17 protein-coding genes are annotated in these 21788 nt (G+C 38.9%); all 17 read left to right on the top strand.

Annotated elements, in window-relative coordinates:
• The first annotated feature begins 286 nt into the window (after window positions 1–286).
• The 17 genes from AC1D0Y_RS02600 to ftsA all read left to right on the top strand — a co-directional run bounded on the left by AC1D0Y_RS02600 (window position 287) and on the right by ftsA (window position 21765).
• Window positions 287–1639, top strand: coding sequence for an acetyl-CoA carboxylase biotin carboxylase subunit (locus AC1D0Y_RS02600; protein WP_057243122.1), 1353 nt, complete (start codon window positions 287–289; stop codon window positions 1637–1639).
• Window positions 1636–1848: a biotin/lipoyl-containing protein gene (locus tag AC1D0Y_RS02595; RefSeq protein ID WP_013058971.1), complete on the top strand. Its 213-nt coding sequence runs from the start codon at window positions 1636–1638 to the stop codon at window positions 1846–1848. Before AC1D0Y_RS02600 ends, AC1D0Y_RS02595 begins: the two co-directional genes overlap by 4 nt.
• Window positions 1849–1867: 19 nt before the next feature.
• Window positions 1868–3409: an acyl-CoA carboxylase subunit beta gene (locus tag AC1D0Y_RS02590; RefSeq protein WP_013084862.1), complete on the top strand. Its 1542-nt coding sequence runs from the start codon at window positions 1868–1870 to the stop codon at window positions 3407–3409.
• 158 nt (window positions 3410–3567) lie between these two features.
• A complete protein-coding gene (locus tag AC1D0Y_RS02585; RefSeq protein ID WP_028410760.1) occupies window positions 3568–4449 on the top strand; it encodes a 2-dehydropantoate 2-reductase in 882 nt (293 codons plus the stop codon).
• A gap of 1 nt (window position 4450) precedes the next feature.
• Window positions 4451–4834, top strand: coding sequence for a DUF3397 domain-containing protein (locus tag AC1D0Y_RS02580; protein ID WP_028410761.1), 384 nt, complete (start codon window positions 4451–4453; stop codon window positions 4832–4834).
• Window positions 4835–4924: 90 nt separating this feature from the next.
• Window positions 4925–6550 carry a bacillithiol biosynthesis cysteine-adding enzyme BshC gene (gene bshC / locus AC1D0Y_RS02575; RefSeq protein ID WP_477707325.1) on the top strand — a complete coding sequence of 542 codons (1626 nt, stop codon included), beginning with the start codon at window positions 4925–4927 and terminating at the stop codon, window positions 6548–6550.
• Between the two features lie 334 nt (window positions 6551–6884).
• Complete coding sequence (gene rsmH / locus AC1D0Y_RS02570) at window positions 6885–7820, top strand: 16S rRNA (cytosine(1402)-N(4))-methyltransferase RsmH (RefSeq protein ID WP_028411477.1); 936 nt, start codon at window positions 6885–6887, stop codon at window positions 7818–7820.
• Between the two features lie 33 nt (window positions 7821–7853).
• The gene (ftsL, locus tag AC1D0Y_RS02565; protein ID WP_028410764.1) at window positions 7854–8213 is read left to right on the top strand and encodes a cell division protein FtsL; all 360 of its coding nucleotides are present in this window, start codon (window positions 7854–7856) and stop codon (window positions 8211–8213) included.
• 5 nt (window positions 8214–8218) lie between these two features.
• Window positions 8219–10477 (top strand): penicillin-binding protein, encoded by a 2259-nt coding sequence (locus AC1D0Y_RS02560; RefSeq protein WP_253351842.1) that lies wholly within the window; start codon window positions 8219–8221, stop codon window positions 10475–10477.
• 69 nt (window positions 10478–10546) lie between these two features.
• On the top strand, window positions 10547–12463 hold the full coding sequence (locus AC1D0Y_RS02555) for a stage V sporulation protein D (protein ID WP_013084856.1): 1917 nt from the start codon (window positions 10547–10549) through the stop codon (window positions 12461–12463).
• 211 nt (window positions 12464–12674) lie between these two features.
• Window positions 12675–14138, top strand: coding sequence for a UDP-N-acetylmuramoyl-L-alanyl-D-glutamate--2,6-diaminopimelate ligase (locus AC1D0Y_RS02550; RefSeq protein WP_028410766.1), 1464 nt, complete (start codon window positions 12675–12677; stop codon window positions 14136–14138).
• A 61-nt stretch (window positions 14139–14199) separates the two neighbouring features.
• On the top strand, window positions 14200–15174 hold the full coding sequence (mraY, locus tag AC1D0Y_RS02545; RefSeq protein ID WP_430044384.1) for a phospho-N-acetylmuramoyl-pentapeptide-transferase: 975 nt from the start codon (window positions 14200–14202) through the stop codon (window positions 15172–15174).
• Window positions 15175–16524 (top strand): UDP-N-acetylmuramoyl-L-alanine--D-glutamate ligase, encoded by a 1350-nt coding sequence (gene murD, locus AC1D0Y_RS02540; protein ID WP_013058960.1) that lies wholly within the window; start codon window positions 15175–15177, stop codon window positions 16522–16524.
• A gap of 61 nt (window positions 16525–16585) precedes the next feature.
• Window positions 16586–17686 (top strand): stage V sporulation protein E, encoded by a 1101-nt coding sequence (gene spoVE / locus AC1D0Y_RS02535; RefSeq protein WP_013058959.1) that lies wholly within the window; start codon window positions 16586–16588, stop codon window positions 17684–17686.
• Between the two features lie 540 nt (window positions 17687–18226).
• The gene (gene murB, locus AC1D0Y_RS02530) at window positions 18227–19132 is read left to right on the top strand and encodes a UDP-N-acetylmuramate dehydrogenase (RefSeq protein WP_013058958.1); all 906 of its coding nucleotides are present in this window, start codon (window positions 18227–18229) and stop codon (window positions 19130–19132) included.
• A 153-nt stretch (window positions 19133–19285) separates the two neighbouring features.
• Window positions 19286–20044, top strand: a complete 759-nt coding sequence (locus AC1D0Y_RS02525) for a cell division protein FtsQ/DivIB (protein ID WP_016765445.1) — start codon at window positions 19286–19288, stop codon at window positions 20042–20044.
• A gap of 425 nt (window positions 20045–20469) precedes the next feature.
• Complete coding sequence (ftsA, locus tag AC1D0Y_RS02520) at window positions 20470–21765, top strand: cell division protein FtsA (protein ID WP_013058956.1); 1296 nt, start codon at window positions 20470–20472, stop codon at window positions 21763–21765.
• The last annotated feature ends 23 nt before the right edge of the window (window positions 21766–21788 follow it).

Genomic DNA, 21788 nt, shown 5'->3' with positions numbered 1-21788 from the left:
GCTAGACAAACGAACTGGCTTGGTTCGTTCATCTAATATTATATAACAAAAATACAAAATATTCTGTTTTCATGATTGGTGAACGAATATTCAATGCGCATAAGGAAAAATGAATTCTTTCAGTTACATACGAAGAATACATTACTATAAGCATCACTTTTTAGAAAGGAAGCAAAAGGAAAGTGAGATTCAAATAGAAAGCGTTTTCAAAAATTGTAGAGGAGTTTTAAAATTATTGTAGAATTATATGGGGGAAAGTAGAAATTTGAGGAAAGGGGAGAGAAAGGTGAAAAAAATACTGATTGCAAATCGAGGAGAAATTGCTCTTCGTATTATTCATACATGCAAACAAATGGGCATTGAAACGGTGGCTGTCTATTCCGATGCAGATGCAGAGCTTCCTTATGTTCAAGCAGCTACAAAAGCACGTCGAATTGGAGAGCCTCCTGTGCAAAAGTCATATTTGAATGTAGAAGAATTGCTGCGAATTAGTCATGAAGAAAAAGTAGATGCCATTCATCCTGGGTATGGATTTTTATCGGAAAATAGTGCATTTGCTAAAAGAGCGATTGATGAAGGTTTTTGTTTTATCGGCCCTTCTCCCGAAATCATTTCGATGATGGGCGACAAAATTGCTGCTCGTGCCGCGATGAAAGAAGCGGGTGTACCTGTTGTCCCCGGCAGCGAAGGCGATGTGACGTCAGTTGAAGAGGCTTGTAAAGTAGCGAGTCTAATTGGATATCCCGTTATGTTAAAAGCAAGCGGAGGTGGCGGCGGAATTGGGATGGTGCGCTGCGATAACGAAGAAGCAGTAAAACAAGTGTATGCCTCCACAAAAGCAAGAGCCAAAGCATATTTTGGTCAAGAAGGAATGTTTATTGAAAAACTTATCACAAACGCAAAACATATCGAAGTACAGGTGTTTGGAGATCAGCATGGTAATGTCGTTCATCTTTTTGAACGCGATTGTTCCGTACAAAGAAGAAATCAAAAAGTGATTGAAGAAGCCCCTGCGCTTTCTTTAAAAGAAAGTACGCGACAAGCCATGCAAAACCAAGCCGTTCAAGCGGCTAAAGCAATCGGATATTATAATGCAGGTACGGTGGAGTTTATTGTGGATGAAGACGAAAATTTTTATTTTCTTGAAATGAACACGCGGCTGCAAGTTGAGCATCCGATCACCGAGCAAATTGCAGGGGTCGATTTAGTTAAGTGGCAGATCTTAGCTGCGCGCGGAGAAAAGCTTCCACGTGTGCAAGAGGAAATAGCAGCAAATAACTATGCCATTGAATTTCGAATTTATGCAGAAGATCCGTTTACTTTTTTACCGGCTCCGGGAAAAATTACGGGTTATCACTTGCCGGAGCGAACCTATGCGCGCGTAGACAGCGGCTACAGTGATATGAATGCGGTTACACCTTTTTATGATCCAATGATTGCAAAAGTTATTATTACTGGTCGTACGCGTTCAAATGCAATTGAACTAGCTAAATCATATTTTACAGAAGCTGTTGTAGAGGGAATCAAAACGAATATTCCTCTATTTAAGCAGCTGTTAAATGAAGAGTTATATGAAAAAGGCACCTATAACACATCGTTGTTATCAACCGTATTAAATAAAGGAGGAGCACCACAATGAGTGAAATCAAAGCGACAATGGCAGGCATGGTATTTAATGTGTTTGTTCAGCAAGGTGCAAGTGTAGCCAAAGGAGAAGTTGTTGTTGTATTAGAATCTATGAAAATGGAAATTCCTATTGAAAGCGATCAAGCTGGTATTGCAGAGACTGTCCATATAGCCGTGGGGGATTTTGTGAACGAAGGCGACGTTTTGGTGACTATTTCATAACTCATAAAGGAGAGATATCATGATACATACAGGTGAATCTCAGAAAAAATATGATGAAAATCGTCAAAAAGTAGAGCGTGGCAACGCGGAGAAGTACAAAGAGAAACTTGCAAAACAACAGAAGCTTTTTGTAAGAGATCGTTTAGCCCTTTTATTTGATGACGGGAAATATGAAGAAGACGGCATGTTTGCAAATAATAAAGCCGAAGGGTTGCCGGCAGACGGTGTTGTAACTGCAATTGGGAAAGTAAACGGTGAAACGGTTTGTGTAATGGCTAATGACTCTACTGTAAAAGCAGGGTCTTGGGGGGCCAGAACAGTAGAGAAAATTATTCGGATTCAGGAAGTAGCAGAAAAACTGCATGTGCCTTTGCTGTACCTAGTGGATTCTGCAGGAGCGCGTATTACGGATCAATTAGATATGTTTCCAAACCGCCGAGGCGCTGGACGGATCTTTCACAATCAAGTAAAACTTTCCGGCGTCATTCCTCAAATTTGTTTGCTCTTCGGTCCGTCAGCAGCTGGAGGGGCATATATCCCTGCATTTTGTGATATTGTTGTGATGGTAGATGGAAACGCTTCTATGTACTTAGGTTCGCCGCGTATGGCCGAAGCTGTTATTGGAGAAAAGGTTACGCTAGAAGAAATGGGAGGAGCACATATGCACTGCAGCGTTAGCGGATGTGGAGATGTGTTAGCTTATTCTGAAGAAGAAGCTATTTCGTATGCCAAATCTTATTTAACCTACTTTCCACAAAACTATCAAGAGAAGCCTAAAGTACAAAAAGCTAAAGAGCCTAAGCAGACAAAGGATTTAGTAGAATTAATTCCAGAGAATCAAAATGTTCCATTTGATATCTATGAAGCAATTGATACCCTTATTGACGAAGGGAGCTTCTTTGAAGTGAAAAAACTGTTTGCCGCCGAATTGGTAACAGGGCTTGCACGAATAGATGGAAAAGTAGTAGGGATTATTGCCAATCAGCCGAAGGTCAAAGGAGGAGTGCTGTTTGTAGATTCAGCAGATAAAGGCGCAAAATTTATTCAACTGTGCGATGCATTCCATATTCCTTTGCTATTTTTAGCGGATGTACCTGGATTTATGATTGGAACCAAAGTAGAAAGAGCAGGCATCATTAGACATGGAGCAAAATTGATTGCAGCGATGAGTTCAGCTACAGTTCCTAAAATTTCCGTAGTTATGCGCAAAGCTTATGGCGCAGGGCTTTACGCTATGGCTGGTCCAGCTTTTGAACCGGATTGCTGCCTTGCATTACCTACTGCTCAAATTGCCGTAATGGGTCCTGAAGCGGCAGTAAATGCCGTCTATTCTAATAAAATTAATGAAATTGAAGATCCGAAAGAGCGGTTTATGTTTGTTAAACAGAAACAGCAGGAGTATAAAGAACACATCGATATCTATACGCTGGCTTCTGAACTTATTATTGACGACATCGTTCCTGCTAATGAACTGCGTCGAACTTTAATTGACCGCTTTCGATTATATGAAACAAAGAATGTGACCTTTAGCCGTCGTAAACATCCGGTGTATCCCGTATAATAGAAAAAAACGGGATCACTCTAAATAATTTACAATAAGCCCGGTGATTTTTAATCACACGGGCTATATGAATAGGTAAAATTTTAAGAATGCATTTAATTCAAAGCATTTTTTTGCTAAAATGAAACTCAATAATGGAAAGAGGAACAAAAAATACGATGAAAACTATAGGTATTATTGGAGGCGGATCATTAGGTCTGTTGTTTAGCGCGTATTTATCAGATTGTTATGATGTAACCTTGTATACGAAAACAAAAACTCAAGCAAAGTGCATTAACGATAATGGAATTACCTTACATAGACAAGGGGAACATCACACTAAAAAAGTCAGTGCTATCCCTCTGGAAAAAAACATAAAAGAAGCAGATTTAATCATTATTACTGTAAAACAGTATCATTTAAAAGAGATTATTCCTTTTATCAAAACCCTTACTATACATACTCCCCTTTTGTTTATCCAAAACGGTATGAGCCATATTGAAATTCTTAAAAATCTCCCGCAGCGCACTCTCTATTTGGGTACAGTTGAACACGGGGCAATGCGTACAAATATGGATAGCGTCCATCATACAGGAATAGGAACAACCCGTATTGCTTCGTACAGAGGAGAAATGGAGTCTATCTTGCCAATTGTGAATTTTCCTTGGGTGATTGAAACAGATTGGTATGCGATGCTGGTGAAGAAATTAGTTGTAAATGCGCTCATCAATCCTCTTACGGCGCTGTATCGGGTAAAAAATGGGCAGCTGATTCATAACGGCTACTTTTATAAAACGATGCGTCTATTGTTTGAAGAGATTGCCGCTGTGTTAAAACTGGATTCAGCTTTTAATTATTGGGAAAATGCACTGGGGGTTTGTTCGCGCACGAGTACAAATCAATCTTCTATGCTAAAAGATATACAGGAGGGGCGGCAAACAGAAATTGATGCTATTTTAGGCTATATTCAAACACAAGCTGCTGAAAAAAGAACGTCGACGCCTATTGTTGACTTTTTATATGGGTCAATAAAAGGAATCGAAGAAGAAAAGGGTGATTAACATGGGAAGTTTTATTGCTGGAGTTTTTGCGACGTTTGTCACTCTGCCGCTCGTTGGTTTTTTTATTCTATACATGCTTTTACGCAAACTGACGAAAAATAAAAGGAAATCTGTCCACATAGCAACGTACATTACTACGGTTTTTCTTATTTTGTCCGTGCATTATGCAGCTGTAGAAATTTTCGGGCACTCTTTTTTGTGGTTGATTGTGCTAGTCCTTTTAGTTGTAGCAATGATTATGATGTTTGTACATTGGAAAGTCAAACATGACTTAGAAATGAAGCTTATTGCGAAAGGGTTCTTTCGGATGAATTTCGTTTTGTTTCTTATTGCACATATTGTATTAAATATAGGTGGGATCGCTTTTCGCATTTCCTCTCTGTAAAGCATGTTACTAGACGTGAGCAGTTACATTATGGATAATGAAGCTATATGTAGAGAATATAAGTATTAGGAAAAGAAAGGAAGTTCTTTCATGGAGATTACAGACGTCTCTTTAAAGGCGGGAAACAAACTAACGAACGATTACATAAAAGGTGAAAAGCAAGCACTTTCCTTTTTTCATTATAATATACACGAAAAAGACGTATATGAAAAACGTTTAGCGGATGTTCAAAAGCAGTCTTATCCAAGAGAACAGCTTGCTGAGTATCTGCTTAATTTTAATAAGCGCTACGGAGCATCTTCTAAGACGATTGAAAATATTGAAAAGCTAAAAGATCCTAACAGCGTAGTAGTCGTTGGCGGTCAGCAAGCGGGGCTGCTTACAGGTCCTTTGTACACCATTCATAAAGTGATTTCAATTGTGCTGCTAGCTAAACAACAAGAGGAAGCTTTAAACGTGCCCGTGCTTCCGGTATTTTGGATTGCTGGAGAAGATCATGATTTTGCTGAGATCAACCATGTATACACAGAGCATAAAAACCAGCTTTTAAAGAAAACGTTAAAGCATTCTTTAAAGAAAAAGCAAATGGTTTCTCAAATCGAGCTAGACCATGAAGCCTGTAGAAGCTGGGTTCGTGATGTTTTTCAAACGTTTAACGAAACGGCGCATACAAACCAGGTATTACACTTTGTTTTAGAGGCGTTAGATAAATCACGTACCTATGTCGATTTCTTTGCTCATTTGGTTACCACAATGTTCGCAGAGTCAGGTCTTATTTTAATGGATGCAGCTTCTAAAGAAGTGCGCAGCATTGAATCTTCTTTCTTTGTGACGTTAATTGAACAAAATGACAAATTATCGTCAGCCGTTATGGAACAGCAAACAGAGCTTCAAAAACAGTACAAACGAATGATTGAAGTGGGAGAAGAAACGGCCCATCTCTTTTATTCACACAACGAAAACAGAGTACTTTTAGAAAGAGATGCAGAGCAAGAGCAGTTTGTTGGAAAGCAAAATGAACTCGCGCTGTCTAAAGAAGAGCTGGTTCAAATTGCTAAACAAACGCCAGAGCTTCTTAGTAACAACGTTGTGACTAGACCTCTTATGCAGGAGTACTTACTTCCTACCCTTGCGTTTATTGCAGGTCCCGGGGAAGTAGCGTATTGGGCAGAGCTTGAAAAAGCATTTTCTTTATTTAGCTTTAAAATGCCTCCCGTGGTTCCGAGGTTATCCTATGCAATCGTAGAAAGACATATCGAAAAGTATATGGATGAACTTCAGTTAGACCTTTCGAACGTAATAAACGAAGGCGTAGATTCAGAGAGGGAGCACTGGCTTAAGACAGAAGTTCACAACCCATACGAAATGTATTTTGAAAAAGCGAAAGAAGATTTTGAAAAAATTCATAAAACTCTTCGTGAAAATATTCAAAAAGAAGACAAAACATTTGATGAAGTCATGCTTAAAAATCGAGGGATTATTCAAAAGCAGTTTGAAACCATTCAAAAGATTGTCGAATCCAAACAGCTAATTAAGCACGATGTGAAGCATTCAAAATATGCTCAAGTTGAACTTGCTCTTCGTCCCTACAACGCTCCACAAGAACGCATGTGGAATATTATGTATTATTTAAATGGCTATGGCATGCAATTTGTGTCAGATTTACTAAGTGCTGAAGTCGAATTAAATCACCAGTTAAAAGTCTGTTATGTCTAATAAAATCCTGCTGAAAAGCAGGATTTTTATTTTGGAAAAGAGAAAAAGTCTACAAGGTGAATGTCAACCAATTGAATCCTTATAAGGTATTTATTTCTAATTGTGCAAAAAAACCTTATATTCCTTACATTTTATTCTACGAATATGTCCTACTTTTAACAAAATGACACTATTTGTGACAAAAAGACAAAATTCTACTTAATTCTTATATAAATAGCTGAAATAATGTTGAACTTTGATATATAATATAAACGTGTATATATATCAAAGAAAAACACCGTTTTTTGCTTTTTGTATACATAACTAAGTAGTTTAGAAAGAAGTAGGTGTCATAATGTTTAATCACACAACTGTTTTGCTTAAAGAAGCAGCGGAAGGCTTAAATATTAAGCCGGATGGAGTATATGTTGACTGCACGCTTGGCGGAGCAGGTCATAGTGAATATATCGTAAAACAGCTATCAGAAAAAGGGAAATTAATTGCGTTTGATCAAGACGATGTTGCTCTTGAAAATGCAAAAGAAAAATTAGCCCCGTATCTAGACAGAGTTATTCTAATCAAAAGTAATTTTCGCTATTTAAAAGAGCAGCTAATGAAACATGGAATTGAAGAAGTAGATGGAGTATTGTTTGACCTAGGCGTCTCGTCTCCTCAGTTGGATACACCAGAGCGAGGGTTCAGCTTTCATCATGAGGCCCCGCTCGATATGCGCATGGATCAAAACTCAAAGTTTTCTGCGTACAACGTAGTAAATGAATGGCCTTATGAAAAACTTGTGAAAATCTTTTTCCAATACGGAGAAGAAAAGTTTTCCAAACAAATTGCCCGCAAAATTGAGGCATATCGAGAGTCTAAACCAATTGAAACAACGCTAGAGCTGGTTGATCTTATTAAAGATGGTATTCCAGCGCCAGCTAGACGAACGGGTGGACATCCGGCAAAACGGATTTTCCAGGCTATTCGAATTGCTGTAAATGATGAGCTTCAAGTATTTGAAGATGCAATTGAACAGGCTATGGATGTGATCAAAAAAGGTGGACGTGTAAGTGTTATTACCTTCCATTCACTTGAAGACCGAATTTGTAAAGTAGCGTTTAAAAATGCAAGTACGGTTCCGCAGCTTCCTCATGGACTGCCGGTTATTCCAGAAGAATTTAAGCCTAAAATGAAAGTCATTACAAGAAAACCTATTTTACCTTCAGAAGAAGAGGTAGAAGAAAATAAGCGAGCGCGTTCGGCAAAGCTTCGAATTGTTGAGAAATTAGTCTAATAAAAGGGTTTAAACAAAGAGGAGGGGACGAGAATGAACAATGCAGCATACAAAGTAAGAGAGCAAGATCAGCAGCAGAAGCAGCAAAAGACGGTACGTCAAGTTGTTCGAAAGACAAAAAGAAAAATCACGGTTGGTGAAAAAATTGTGTATTCTGGGTTTGTCGCACTCATGCTGTTTGGGTCTGTGCAAATCATTTCAAATCAATCTTCGCTTTATAGCATCAGTGAAGAGGTGCAATCACTCGATGGAAAGATTGACAAGCAAGAAGCAAAAAACAATGAGTTAAAATTACAGGTAACAGAGTTAAGTGCATACGATCGTATTTGGACAAAAGCAAAAGAACTTGGACTAAAATTGAATGAAAATAACGTAAAAGTCGTTAACGATTAATTGCGATGACTACGTCGAGAAAAAATAGCAATATTAGTACAGGAGCAGCAATATTAATTTTAATATTTGCATTGCTCTTTTTTGTATTAGCCATCAGGTTCTTTTACATCCAAGCGACGGGTAAAGCAAATGGAGAAGTTTTAGCCGAAATTGCACAAAAACAGCACACGCGAACGTCTAAAATTGAAGGACAGCGCGGTACGATTTACGATCGAAACGGAGAAGCGATCGCCCAAGACACGGGTGCTTATACGGTTGTGGCGATTTTGAAGGAGTCGCAGTCAGAAGATAAAAAACACCCACAGCACGTGGTAGACCCTGAAAAGACAGCTGAAAAGCTAGCGCCGCTATTGAATATGGACGAATCAAAAATTGAAAGCATGTTAACGAGAGGAATTAAAAGAGAGGCATTCCAAGTCGAACTTGGCCCCGGAGGCCGTGACATTGATAACGTGCTGAAGCAAAAAATTGAAAAACTAAATCTTCCGGGCATCACGTTTTTACGCGATTCGAAGCGTTTCTATCCAAACGGTGTATTCGCTTCAAGTATTTTAGGATACGCACAAAAAGATGATAAGGGTAAAATCGTAGGGAAAATGGGGATTGAAAAAGTATTTGATAAGCAGCTTTCTGAAGAAGATGGATATGTGAAATACGAAGCTGCTAAAAACGGAATTAAGCTTCCGGATCCAAAAGAGTCAATTGTAGCTCCTAAAAACGGAGACAGCGTCACGCTTACGATTGATGAAAAAATTCAGACGTTCTTAGAGGATGCGATGACAACAGCAGCTAAAGAATATAAACCAGAAGAGCTAATGGCAACGGTAGTGAATCCAAAAACCGGTGAAATTTTGGCGATGTCAAACCGTCCTTCATTTGACCCGAATATTCGTGATATCACTTCTTATCGTAATCCGTTTGTTGAAAACAGCTATGAACTTGGTTCAACGATGAAAATTTTTACGCTAGCAGCCGCAATTGATGCAGGCGTTTATAACGGCGAAGATCGCTATCAGTCGGGATCTTATAAAGTAACGAAAAACAGCGTTCCCATTAACGATCACAACGCCGGGGTCGGCTGGGGGGCTATTACATTTAATGAAGGAATTCAAAGGTCTTCAAACGTAGCGGTGGCTATTTTAGCCAATGAAAAACTGGGCACCGATCGTTTGTATAAATACTTGGACAAGTTTGGCTTTATGGATAAGACGGGAATTGACTTGCCAAACGAAGCTTCTAGCAAGTTAGTGACGAAGTACCCGAGAGACCGCGTAACCACTGCGTTTGGGCAGGCGTCTGCTTTTACGCCTATTCAAGAAATTCAAGCGGCTACTGCGATTGCAAATGACGGCAAGATGATGAAGCCTTACGTAATTAAACAAGTAGTCGATGAAACAAATAAAAAGACGATTAAAAAATCGAAACCTACCGTGGTGGGGCAGCCAATTTCTAAAAAAGCAGCGAACGAGACGTTAAATATTTTAGAAACCGTTGTTTCTTCAGAAAATGGAACAGGGAAACCATACGCGATTGAGGGGTATGATGTTGCTGGAAAAACTGGTACAGCTCAAATTCCCGCTCCAAATGGAGGTTACCTGCATGGGCACGGAAAAAACCTTATTTCCTTTATGGGCTTTGCGCCTGCAAACGATCCAAAGCTGCTTGTCTATGTAGCCGTTAAAAACCCGACTCTCAAGCCTCAAGAGGGAGGAAGTGAACCCCTTGTTGCCGTATTTAATCCAGTTATGAAGAATAGTTTACAGTACTTGGGTGTAGAGCCTACTAAGAAGGATAAAGACGGGAAAGAAACGAAAGAAAAGAAAGTGGATTCAGAAATTAAGCTTAAATCTTACGTTAATGAATCAGTTGACAGTACCGTGAAAGACTTAAAACATAAGGGGCTTATTCCTGTTGTAATAGGTAAAGGAGATACGGTAGAAAGCCAATTACCGACTGCTGATACAATTATTACTGGACAGCGCGTGTTCATTAAGACAACTGGACAAGCGACAATGCCTGATTTAACAGGTTTTTCACATCGCGACGTGATTCGCTTTAGCGAATTTGTCAACGTTCGACCTAGCGCACTTGAAAATGGTTATGTTGTAAGTCAAAGTATTAAAGCAGGCGATCCGTTAAAAGCAGGAACGTATCTGAAAGTGGAACTTGAAACGCCTAAAGAATTTTCAAGCACGTTAAATAAGTTAAAAGAAACGGAAAAAAGTGAGTCTGATAGTAAAAAAGACGATAAGCAACTTGACTAGAAATTAAGTTCTAGTGAATCCTGTACAAGCATATATTGGAACGAGCCGATTCAGAGGAGGTTCTAATATATGCGGGTATCAGGAGTCACAGTTCGTAAAAGGCTAGCCATTGTTTTGTTTGTCGGTTTTATTGTGTTTTTGATTATTGATACAAGGCTTGGATATGTACAGTTGCTGACTGGGGATACGCTAACTGAAAAAGCCAAAGACTTATGGAGTCGGAATATTCCTTTTGAACCTGAAAGAGGAAAGATACTAGATCGCAATGATGTGGCACTTGCTACAAATAAAAGCGCACCGACCGTTTTAGTTATGCCAAGACAAGTTGAAAATCCAGCTGTTACGGCTGAAAAGTTAGCAAAAGTGCTGGGAGCATCAAAAGAAAAAGTATATGAACAAATAACAAAAGCTTCTTCTAGCGTATATTTGCGTCCTGAAGGAAGAAAAATTTCACATGCGAAAGCAAATGAAGTGCGAAATTTAAATTTAAAAGGCGTATATATAGCTGAGGATTCGAAGCGGTACTATCCGTTTGGAAGTTATTTGTCGCATGTATTAGGCTTTGCGGGAGTAGATAATCAAGGGTTAACGGGCCTTGAATTATATTATGATAAAGAGCTAAAAGGACAAAAAGGTTCAGTTAAATTGTATTCTGATGCTAAAGGTAAAAAGATGCCCAATATAGCCGATGACTACACAGCACCTGTGGACGGGCTGGATTTGAGATTGACCATTGATTCACGTGTGCAAACGATCATGGAGCGTGAGTTGGATAATGCTCAGACAGCTTATAATCCAGATGGTATGATTGCCATTGCCATGAATCCTAAAAACGGTGAAATTTTAGGTATGTCAAGTCGTCCGGGCTTTGATCCGACGGATTTTAAAAATGTGAAGCCTGAGGTGTATAATCGCAATCTTCCAATCTGGAGCGTATATGAGCCCGGATCAACGTTTAAGATTATTACACTGGCAGCTGCTCTTGAAGAAAAGAAAGTGGATTTACTAAAAGATCAATTTTACGATGATGGAGCCGCGGAAGTTGGCGGAGCGAGACTTCGCTGCTGGAAAAAAGGCGGACATGGACAGCAGTCTTTTTTAGAAGTTGTACAGAACTCATGTAACCCTGGTTTTGTGGAGCTTGGGGAACGTTTAGGAAAAGAGAAATTGTTCAAATACATTAAAGAATTTGGCTTTGGTCAAAAAACAGGTATTGATTTACAAGGGGAAGCAAAAGGGATATTGTTCCCGCTTGAGCGCGTAGGTCCGGTTGAACAAGCTACAACAGCTTTTGGGCAAGGGGTTGCTGTTACGCCTATTCAACAAGTAGCTGCTGTTTCAGCAGCCGTAAACGGTGGAACGCTTTATGAACCTTATATTGCCAAAGAGTGGGTAGATCCAACTACCGGAAAAGTTGTAAGCAGTCATAAGCCGGTTGCTAAGCGAAAAGTTATTTCCGAGGAAACGTCTAAGCAAGTGCGTTTTGCTCTTGAAAGTGTAGTAGCACAAGGAAGCGGAAAAGGAGCTTTTGTGGAAGGGTACCGCGTTGGAGGAAAGACGGGTACTGCGCAGAAAGCTCAAAATGGAAAGTATTTGAAAAATAATCACATCGTTTCTTTTATCGGTGTTGCACCAGCAGATAACCCTGAAATTGTCGTGTATGTTGCGGTTGATAACCCAAAAGGCACTATTCAGTTTGGTGGAGTTGTAGCAGCTCCGATTGTAGGTAAAATGATTGAAGACAGTTTGCGTGTGATGGACGTTAAACCGCGTAAAGGACAAATTGAAAAAGAGTTAACGTGGCTGGACACACCAATGATAAAAGTACCAAATGTCGTAGGAATGTCAAAAAAAGAGTTACAAGAACAGCTACTTAATTTAAAATTAGATGTGAGTGGCGAAGGAGATAAAGTGGTCAAGCAGTCTCCTGCAGCCGGAACGAAAGTTAAAGAAGGCGAAACGGTTAGAATTTATATGGGAAAATAAAAATCTCTATAAATCACTATTCTTCCTTGCATGATAATCAGCAGGTTACTCTGCGTGTGAACATGAAATCAACAAATAAGCCTTGGGGGTGTTCCCTCCGGGCTTCTTTTTCTGTAAAATGTAATAGGTTAGGTGCTAGAAAAAGAAGAATAGTTGCCATAGCGTCTTATAACAAACGTTTCACTTTACAAATAGAGAGGACATGGTAGGAATGGATTTACGAGAACTACTAACACATTTACATGATTTTGTTCAGCTTCCTGAACAGAATATTGATATTACGTCAATTGAAATGGATTCAAGAGAAGTTAAGCCCGGAGCACTGTTCATTTGTATAGACGGCTATACGGTTGATGGTCATAACTTTGCACAGATGGCTGTGGAAAAAGGAGCAGTAGCAATCTTAGCAGAAAAGCCTGTGGATGTAGAAGTGCCCGTTGTACGCGTGAAGAGTACAAAGCGAGCAATGGCAGTGCTAGCGGATGCTTTCTACAATCAGCCCACACAAAAAATGCATTTAATTGGTGTAACGGGCACAAACGGAAAAACAACGATTACACATTTAATTGAGCATATCTTTAAATCACAACGTAAAAAGACGGGTCTGATTGGAACGATTGAAATTCGTATTGGTGATACGTCTTATGATGTGAAAAACACAACGCCTGAATCGCTGACGCTTCAAAAAACATTTAATCAAATGGTGGAGGAGAATGTAGAAGTAGCGATGATGGAAGTGTCATCTCATGCGCTTGACTTAGGACGCGTACACGGGTGCGACTTTGACGTGGCGGTATTTAGTAACTTAACGCAAGATCATCTGGATTATCATCATACAATGGAAGATTATCGTCGTGCGAAAGGGTTGCTATTTGCACAGTTAGGAAACGCTTATAACCATAATCGTCCTAAGTTTGCTGTTCTTAATGCTGATGATGCGGCAACTGAGGAATATATTAAAAACACGGCTGCTACAGTGATTACCTATGGCATTGACCGTGACAGTGATATTCGTGCAACCAATATTCAAATTACAAACAGCGGCACAACGTTCGACTTGACAACACCGACAGAAACGGTTCGTGTAGAAATGAAGCTTATTGGAAAATTCAGCGTCTACAACGTATTAGCGGCTACGGCTTCATGTTTAGTGTCAGGTATTCCTCTGTCAGTTATTGTCGAGGAAATAAAAGTGTTAGAAGGCGTGTCTGGGCGTTTTGAAGTGGTTGATGCGGAGCAAGATTTTACGGTTATCGTTGATTATGCTCACACGCCGGACAGCTTAGAGAACGTGTTAAAAACTGTAAAAGAATTCGCAAAACGCAATATATATGTTATTGTTGGTTGTGGCGGAGATCGAGATCGTACAAAACGACCAATCATGGCTCGGATTGCAGCTGAATACAGTACACAAGCTATTTTGACATCTGATAATCCACGAAGTGAAGATCCATTGGCTATTTTAAAAGATATGGAAGAAGGTTTGGATACAGATAACTATGTGACGATTGCTGATCGTGCAGAAGCGATTCGCTATGCAGTGGAAGCAGCGCATGCAGATGATGTTATTGTCATTGCTGGAAAAGGGCACGAGACCTATCAAATTATTGGTAAAAAAGTATTTGATTTTGACGATCGAGAAGTAGCACGCAAAATGATTGAGGAGCGAAAGTAGTAATGAAATGGGTAGAGAACAAAATGAGTCGGAATGAGTTGGAAGTTAAGGAGGGAACATCGTGCTAGAACAATCAATTTTATTGACAATCGGCATAGCCTTTTTGATTACAGTTGTATTGTCGCCGATTTTTATTCCCTTCTTAAGAAGATTAAAGTTTGGTCAAAGTATTCGTGATGAAGGCCCGAAATCTCACCAGAAAAAATCAGGTACACCTACAATGGGCGGTATCATGATTTTATTATCTATTATTGTGGCAACTCTTATTATGGTCAATCAGTATGCAGAACTTACATATAAGACGTTTCTATTATTATTTGTCACAATCGGATTTGGTTTATTAGGATTTTTAGATGATTTTATAAAAGTAGTGTTAAAGCGTAACCTTGGATTAACATCTAAACAAAAGTTTTTAGGTCAGGTTGTCATTTCAATTATTTTTTACTTTATTGCAAGACAGTTTGAGTTCTCAACTGAAGTGACGATTCCAGGAATTAAAGACCCAATCGATTTAGGTTGGTTTTATGTTGTTTTCCTTATCATCTGGCTTGTTGGTTTTTCAAATGCGGTTAACTTAACGGATGGATTAGACGGACTTGTATCTGGTACAAGTGCGATTGCTTTTGGTGCATTTGCAGTTCTTGCCTGGAATGCAGAGCAGTTTGAACTATCTATTTTCTCAGTTGCTGTAGTAGGAGCTGTGTTAGGATTTTTAGTGTTTAATGCCCATCCTGCAAAAGTATTTATGGGAGATACGGGTTCTTTAGCGCTAGGAGGAGCTATCGCTACGGTGGCTGTCTTAATGAAAATGGAATTCTTGCTTGTTATTATCGGTGGTGTGTTTGTTATTGAAACACTATCTGTTATTATTCAAGTCGCATCTTTCAAAACAACAGGAAAACGTGTGTTTAAAATGAGCCCGCTTCATCACCATTACGAGCTAAGCGGCTGGTCGGAATGGCGCGTAGTTATGACTTTTTGGGCTGTAGGACTATTATTTGCAATGCTTGGAATTTATATCGAGGTGTGGATTTAAATGAAATCAGTCAATACGTATCAAGGTAAACAAGTACTTATTTTAGGATTAGCCAAGAGCGGTTTAGCAGCCGCTCAGCTAGTTAAACAGCTTGGTGCTAAAGTAGTCGTTAATGATCAAAAACCGTACGAAGAGAACGTAGCAGCACAGGAATTAGAAAAAACGGGCATTGAAGTTGTCTGTGGACATCATCCGCTTGAGCTTTTAGACAAAGCGGATGTTATTGTAAAAAACCCTGGGATTCCGTATTCAAATGTTCTATTGCAAGAAGCATTAAAGCGAAATATTCCGATTTTAACAGAGGTAGAATTGGCTTATGAAATTAGCGAAGCGCCTTTTATCGGAATTACCGGAAGCAATGGAAAGACAACAACAACAACGCTAATTTATAAAATGTTAGAAGAAGATCAAAAGCAGCCGTTGATTGCTGGAAATATTGGAACAGTAGCTTGTGAAGTGGCACAAAAAGCAACAAAGGACAATGTAATTGTAACGGAGCTTTCTTCTTTTCAGCTGATGGGAATTGAAAAATTCCGTCCGAAAATCTCTTTATTATTGAATTTGTTTGATGCTCACTTAGACTATCATGGCACAAAAGAGGAATATATCAAAGCGAAAGCAAATCTCTTTAACAATCAAACAAGTGAAGACTTTGCCGTTATTAATGCGGATGATGAGCTAGTGATGAAAGCTAGTGCAGACGTTAAAGCGACAAAAGTACCTTTTTCTGTTACAGCTCAAACGACAGAAGGAGCGTATATTAAAAACGAAACGATTTTCTTTAAAGATGAAGAAGTGATGTCCTTAAAAGATGTGGTGCTGCCAGGCAAACATAATCAAGAAAACATTTTAGCAGCTGTATCCGTTGTGAAGCTGTACGGCTGTTCAAATGAAGCTATCTACCGCGTGCTCACAACGTTTGCTGGTGTTAAACACCGCGTTCAATATGTCACGACAATCAACAAACGTAAGTTTTATAATGACTCTAAAGCTACGAATATGCTTGCTACAAAAGTAGCTCTTTCCGCTTTTTCGCAGCCGACGATTCTACTTGCAGGTGGACTCGATCGCGGCAATGAGTTTGATGATTTAAAAGAAGAGTTTAAAAATGTGAAAGCTGTGATTACATTTGGTGAAACGGCTCCTAAAATTGAACGCGTAGCAAAAGAAGCGGGAATACAAATTGTAAAACGTGTCGATAATGTTAAACAAGCAGTTTCAGAAGCATATGCTTGTTCAGATGAAGAAGATGTTATTTTATTATCTCCTGCTTGTGCAAGCTGGGATCAATTTAAAACTTTTGAAGAACGTGGTGACATCTTTATTGAATCTGTGCATAAACTGAAATAAGGGCTTGTCTAAACACCTAGAAAATACACTAGCCCTAATCTATTTTTAGAGGTGTGTGACAGTGTCGACAAAAAGGTCTACCCCAGATTTTTTTCTCATAATCGTTACGCTTTCCTTGCTAACCATCGGCCTTATCATGGTATACAGCGCAAGTGCGGTATGGGCTACATACAAGTTTAATGATTCTTTTTTCTTTGCTAAACGCCAGCTCTTATTTGCAGGGCTTGGAGTATGCGCGATGTTTGTCATCATGAATATTGATTATTGGATGTGGCGTACGTGGGCAAAGCCAATTGTAATCATTTGCTTTGTTATGCTGGTACTTGTATTAATTCCGGGAGTAGGGCTAGTACGGAATGGGTCGCAAAGTTGGATAGGAGTTGGAGCGTTTTCGATTCAGCCTTCAGAATTTATGAAGTTTGCTATGATTATATTTTTAGCGAAATATTTATCAGAAAACCAGAAGAAAATTACATCCTTTAGAAAAGGAATGTTACCGGCGTTATTACTGGTTTTCTTACCGTTTGGCATTATTATGATGCAGCCGGATTTAGGAACGGGAACGGTGCTTGTTGGAACTTGTTTAGTCATGATTTTTGTTTCAGGAGCAAAAGTAAGTCACTTTGCAGGTCTTGGTTTGCTTGGCGTTGCCGGTTTTGTAGGGCTTGTTTTATCGGCTCCTTATCGGATTAAACGCATCACCTCATTTTTAAATCCTTGGGAAGATCCGCTTGGAAGCGGGTTTCAAATCATTCAATCTCTTTATGCAATTGGGCCGGGGGGATTGCTTGGATTAGGGTTAGGGCAAAGTAGACAAAAGTTCTTTTATCTGCCGGAGCCTCAAACTGATTTTATTTTTGCTATTCTGGCAGAAGAGCTCGGTTTCATCGGCGGAACACTTGTTCTTCTTTTGTTTAGCTTATTGCTTTGGAGAGGAATTAAAGTAGCGCTCGGAGCACCTGATCTTTACGGAACGTTTTTAGCCTTAGGAATTATTTCAATGGTGGCGATTCAAGTCATGATTAATATAGGCGTGGTAACAGGTCTTATGCCTGTTACGGGAATTACGCTTCCATTTTTAAGTTACGGCGGATCATCGCTGACGCTCATGCTGGCAGCAGTTGGAGTTTTGTTAAATGTTAGTAGATATTCTCGCTATTAATTCAAAAAAATTGTATAATGTCAAGTAGGCAATGGTCTACTGAAGTAAACCGTCATCTTAAATCCAAGTGCACGCCGGATTTTGTTGGCGGTTTATTTTCGATTTTTTACAGGTAGATGATATTTTTGTATGAAATGTTTTTAAAATGTAATGTTGTGATAACCAATTTTGAGTCCAACTATGGTATGATGTGTAAGGTTAAATGTTTTATCTTAGTGAGTAGGTGAACGTATGTGCACTTATGAGCGTAGCGTTTTTTTATGACTGTCAGCATGTGTTTAACTTCTAAATGAAAAACGATAAAAAAACAATTAAAATTACTTTATATAGCAGATGAACGTACATTCTATGGGTGAATGTCATACGATAAATAAAAATGATGAAATTGACAACAGAATAGAGTGCCTTCGTAGAAAAAACGTATCTTACAAGGTGCTGCTGCTTAGTTATGAATCTGTTCTTATTATTCTTATGCATTAGAAGTAAGGGCGCATTGACATGAAAGTTTTATAACAGCAAAGAGGGTTTTAGGAGGTTCTTATGGAAGCGTTAGTAAAAGAGTTAGTCGAAGCGAATATTGGAAAGGTTCGTGAAAATGAACCGCTAGCAAAACATACAACAATGAAAATTGGTGGTCCAGCAGATGTGCTTGTAGAACCTGATTCTGTTGATCACTTAAAAGTTACAATGGATATTATTAAAAAACACGGCGTGAAATGGAGAGCGATTGGTCGAGGATCTAATCTTCTTGTTTCTGATAAGGGAATTGAAGGTGTGGTCATTAAGCTCGGAGCCGGATTAGATGATTTAACAGTAGATGGAGAGACGGTTACTGTAGGTGGGGGATACCCTAGCATCAAGCTTGCAACGGTTATTACAAAACAAGGCCTGTCTGGGCTGGAGTTTTCAAGTGGAATTCCTGGATCTGTGGGAGGAGCTGTTTATATGAATGCAGGTGCCCATGGTTCTGATATGTCTCATGTAGTCGAAAAAGCGCTGATTTTATTTGAAGATGGCACTCTTGAGTGGCTGACAAATGAAGAACTTCAATTTTCGTATCGTCATTCAATTCTACAAAAAGACCGTCCCGGAGTATGTGTAGAAGCCGTGCTGCGTTTGAAAAAGGGAACGAAAGATGATATTGTGGCGGTCATGCAGAAAAATAAAGACTATCGCCGCGAAACACAGCCTTGGAATTTCCCTTGTGCAGGCAGTATTTTTAGAAATCCGCTTCCAAATTATGCAGGAGACTTAATTGAAAAGTCCAACTTAAAAGGTTTTTCAGTAGGCGGGGCGCAAATTAGTGAACAGCATGCGAACTTCATTGTCAACACAGGAGATGCAACGGCTTCAGACGTGCTGAATTTAATTGCTCATGTTAAGAAAACAATTAAAGAGAAATTCGATATTGATATTCATACAGAAGTTGAGATTATCGGCCGCTAATTACTCAGCCTGTCGCTGTATGGTTATGCGTGAAAAGGTAGCTTTTATGTGTTTATTCTATGCTATAATGGGGATATTCTCATGAAGCAAAGATTGGAAATAAATAGATGGTAATTCCTCGTTTATTTTCTCAAATGGATAAGGGTGAAAAAAATGGAAAAAGGTAAGTTAATTGTTTTAGAAGATCGGGTACCGAAGCTGCAAGAACAGCGAAAGCAAAAAGCAAATAGACGGCTGATTTTGTATTTATCACTCTTTTTCATCCTTATTTTATTTATTGTATATTCTCAATCTTCTCTGAGTAATGTTTCTAACATTGAAGTACAAGGGAATAAACATGTAAGTGATAAGGATATTGTCAAAGCGAGTGGTCTGTCCAAAAAAACCAGCTACTGGAAAGCTGATGCTGATCAAATTCAAGAAAAAGTCGAAAAAAACCCTGAGGTAAAGGAAGCTGTCATTCACAAAACATTTCCTAATAAGGTCGTAATCGACGTAAAAGAGTACGCAAGAATTGCATATGTAACCTCGGGGAATAAATATTTCCCTGTGAATGAAAATGGAAAAGTTCTAAAAGAAGTAAGTGCTAAGAAAGTGTCATCCGACGCTCCGCTGCTAATTGACTGGAAAGACGGAGACGCTATACAAAGCATGGTTCAAGAATTAGCTAAAACGCCTAAGAGCATAAAAGGGGCTATTTCTGAGATTTACTACGCGCCTACAAAATCAGAACCTCTTCACATCGAGGTGTTTATGAATGATACGCGTGAAGTAAGCGGGAAAATTAGCAACTTCTCTGATAAAATTGTTCATTACCCAGCTATTGCAAGTAAATTGAGTGATGATCAAAAAGGTATTATTGATTTAGAAGAAGGATATGCATTTAAACCTTATAAAAAGAGCAAGCAGTAATTATTTTTTATAAGTGTTAATTAAAGGAAATAGATGAGTTGAGACTGGCAAACTAGCCCTCGTACATTGTATAATCACATGCAAGTATTCTGCATACATATGATTTTCTTCTCCGTTGCTGTGAAATGGAAATGTAATATTTGTTCTAGGTAAGTTTCGCTTTTCTCAGTGTACATCTTAGTGTAGACTTGTAGTTAAATAGCTTTTTTCAGTGGATTTTAGGCTTAAATCTAAAAAAAAGTCAAAACCAGAACGTTTTGTTCTTTGAAAGAGATAAAGTCTGTGAAAAACTTGAAAAAAATTGATTTTACAAAAGGGAAACAGATGTATTTGTTGAATATTTTCATATAATAAAAAATTAATATTGTTGTTCTTCTTAATTTATTAAGATGACATGTGCAGAAAGAAAAAGGAGGTGCCAAAGAATGAACAGCAATGAAATATACGTTAGTTTAGACATCGGTACATCCAGTGTGAAAGTAATCATCGGAGAGATGAGTAACGATTCATTGAATATCATTGGTGTAGGGAATGTTAAATCACACGGACTAAAAAAAGGTTCTATCGTTGATATAGATGCAACAGTTCAATCTATTAGAAAAGCAGTAGAACAAGCTGAACGAATGGTAGGCATTACAATTAAAAAGGTTGTAGTGGGCATAAGCGGAAATCATGTATTTTTACAGGATTGTCACGGAGTAGTAGCCGTGTCAAGCGAGAATCGTGAAATTACAAACGAAGATATTCATCGAGTAATTGATGCTGCTCAAGTCATGTCTATCCCGCCAGATCGTGAAATCATTGATGTTATTCCAAAGCAATTTATTGTAGATGGCTTAGAAGGTATTAATGATCCTAGAGGTATGATTGGGGTACGTTTAGAAATGGAAGGCACAATCATAACGGGATCTAGAACGGTTTTACATAACTTATTACGCTGTGTAGAAAGAGCTGGTTTAGAAATCAGTGATATTTGTTTACAGCCTCTAGCCGCTGGTTCAATTGCATTATCTCGTGATGAAAAAAACTTAGGTGTCGCACTGGTAGATATCGGTGGAGGTTCAACAACGGTTGCGATCTTTGACCAAGGACATTTGAAAGTAACAAATGTACTAGCTGTTGGCGGAGAGCACATTACCAAGGATTTATCGATTGGCCTTCGCACATCGACTGAAGATGCGGAAAATATTAAGATAAAGCATGGACATGCTTTCTACGATCATGCTTCTGAAGAAGAAGTATTTAGTGTACCGATCATTGGAAGCGATCAGCATCAGCAGTTTAATCAGCTCGAAATCTCTGATATTATTGAAGCTAGACTAGAAGAGATTTTAGATATGATTACGCAGGAGGTAAATCGCCTAGGATACAAAGATATTCCAGGAGGATTTGTTTTAACAGGCGGAGTAGTAGCGATGCCTGGTATCCTTGAGCTAGCTCAAGTGATTTTAAAGAATAACGTGCGCATAGCAGTGCCTGATTATATTGGAGTACGTGAGCCGCATTATACAACAGGCGTAGGATTAATAAAATTTGCATACAAAAATGCTAAAATACAAGGCCGGGAAATTGGAGCGCCAGTTGTGGAAGAAGAGCCGATTGAGCAAGAAATGATCAAACCTAGCCCGAAACCACAGCAGCCGCAACAATCAGCTGAGCAGCCGAAAAAGAAAAATGACCAAAATTTAATGAAGAAGTTTTTTGGATACTTCTTTGATTAACGTTACGGATTGGTAATTTCGAA

The sequence above is a fragment of the Priestia sp. P1_B12_1 genome (genome assembly GCF_056406695.1).
This window is presented reverse-complemented; position numbering and strand designations above follow the sequence as displayed.